The sequence below is a fragment of the Parashewanella hymeniacidonis genome, from assembly GCF_016900895.1.
GTDB classification, from domain to species: Bacteria; Pseudomonadota; Gammaproteobacteria; order Enterobacterales; family Shewanellaceae; genus Parashewanella; species Parashewanella hymeniacidonis.
Genome location: NZ_JAFEUN010000189.1, coordinates 3,004 through 4,412, shown reverse-complemented (window position 1 = coordinate 4,412; position 1,409 = coordinate 3,004). Strand labels below are relative to the sequence as shown.

Below are 1,409 nucleotides of genomic sequence, written 5' to 3'. Positions count from 1 at the left end.
ATTCAAACTAAGGTTTAGCAAATTGCACTGAAATCTTTCATTCAGTAAAACCCATTAGGGTTGTATGGTTAAGCCTCACGAGTCATTAGTACAGGTTAGCTCAACGCCTCACAACGCTTACACACCCTGCCTATCAACGTCCTAGTCTCGGACGGCTCTTTAGCAGATTTAAAATCTGAGGGATGACTCATCTCAAGGCTCGCTTCCCGCTTAGATGCTTTCAGCGGTTATCGATTCCGAACGTAGCTACCGGGCAATGCTATTGGCATAACAACCCGAACACCAGCGGTTCGTCCACTCCGGTCCTCTCGTACTAGGAGCAGCCCCTTTCAATCATCCAACGCCCACGGCAGATAGGGACCGAACTGTCTCACGACGTTCTGAACCCAGCTCGCGTACCACTTTAAATGGCGAACAGCCATACCCTTGGGACCGACTTCAGCCCCAGGATGTGATGAGCCGACATCGAGGTGCCAAACACCGCCGTCGATATGAACTCTTGGGCGGTATCAGCCTGTTATCCCCGGAGTACCTTTTATCCGTTGAGCGATGGCCCTTCCATACAGAACCACCGGATCACTATGACCTACTTTCGTACCTGCTCGACGTGTCTGTCTCGCAGTTAAGCTAGCTTATGCCATTGCACTAACCACACGATGTCCGACCGTGTTTAGCTAACCTTCGTGCTCCTCCGTTACTCTTTGGGAGGAGACCGCCCCAGTCAAACTACCCACCAGGCACTGTCCTTACCCCAGATTATGGGGCCAAGTTAGAACATCAACACTACAAGGGTGGTATTTCAAGGTTGACTCCACCTCATCTGGCGACAAGGTTTCAAAGTCTCCCACCTATCCTACACATGTAGGGTCAATGTTCAGTGCCAAGCTATAGTAAAGGTTCACGGGGTCTTTCCGTCTAGCCGCGGGTATACGGCATCTTCACCGCAATTTCAACTTCACTGAGTCTCGGCTGGAGACAGCGTGGCCATCATTACGCCATTCGTGCAGGTCGGAACTTACCCGACAAGGAATTTCGCTACCTTAGGACCGTTATAGTTACGGCCGCCGTTTACTTGGGCTTCGATCATAAGCTTCGAACAAGTCTAACCTAATCAATTAACCTTCAAGCACCGGGCAGGCGTCACACCGTATACGTCATCTTGCGATTTTGCACAGTGCTGTGTTTTTGATAAACAGTTGCAGCCACCTGGTATCTGCGACTGCCAGCAGCTTAGAGAGCAAGTCTCATCACCGCCGGCAGCGTACCTTCTCCCGAAGTTACGGTACCATTTTGCCTAGTTCCTTCAGCCGAGTTCTCTCAAGCGCCTTGGTATTCTCTACCCAACCACCTGTGTCGGTTTGGGGTACGATTCCTACTTACCTGAAGCTTAGAAGATTTTCCTGGAAGCA

General features: G+C 50.7%; 1 rRNA gene (running past one end of the window). It reads right to left on the bottom strand.

Going from position 1 to position 1,409, the window contains the following annotated elements:
- Positions 1-64: 64 nt before the first annotated feature.
- Positions 65-1,409: ribosomal RNA gene (locus JQC92_RS21145) — 23S ribosomal RNA — on the bottom strand (it continues 1,299 nt past the right edge of the window).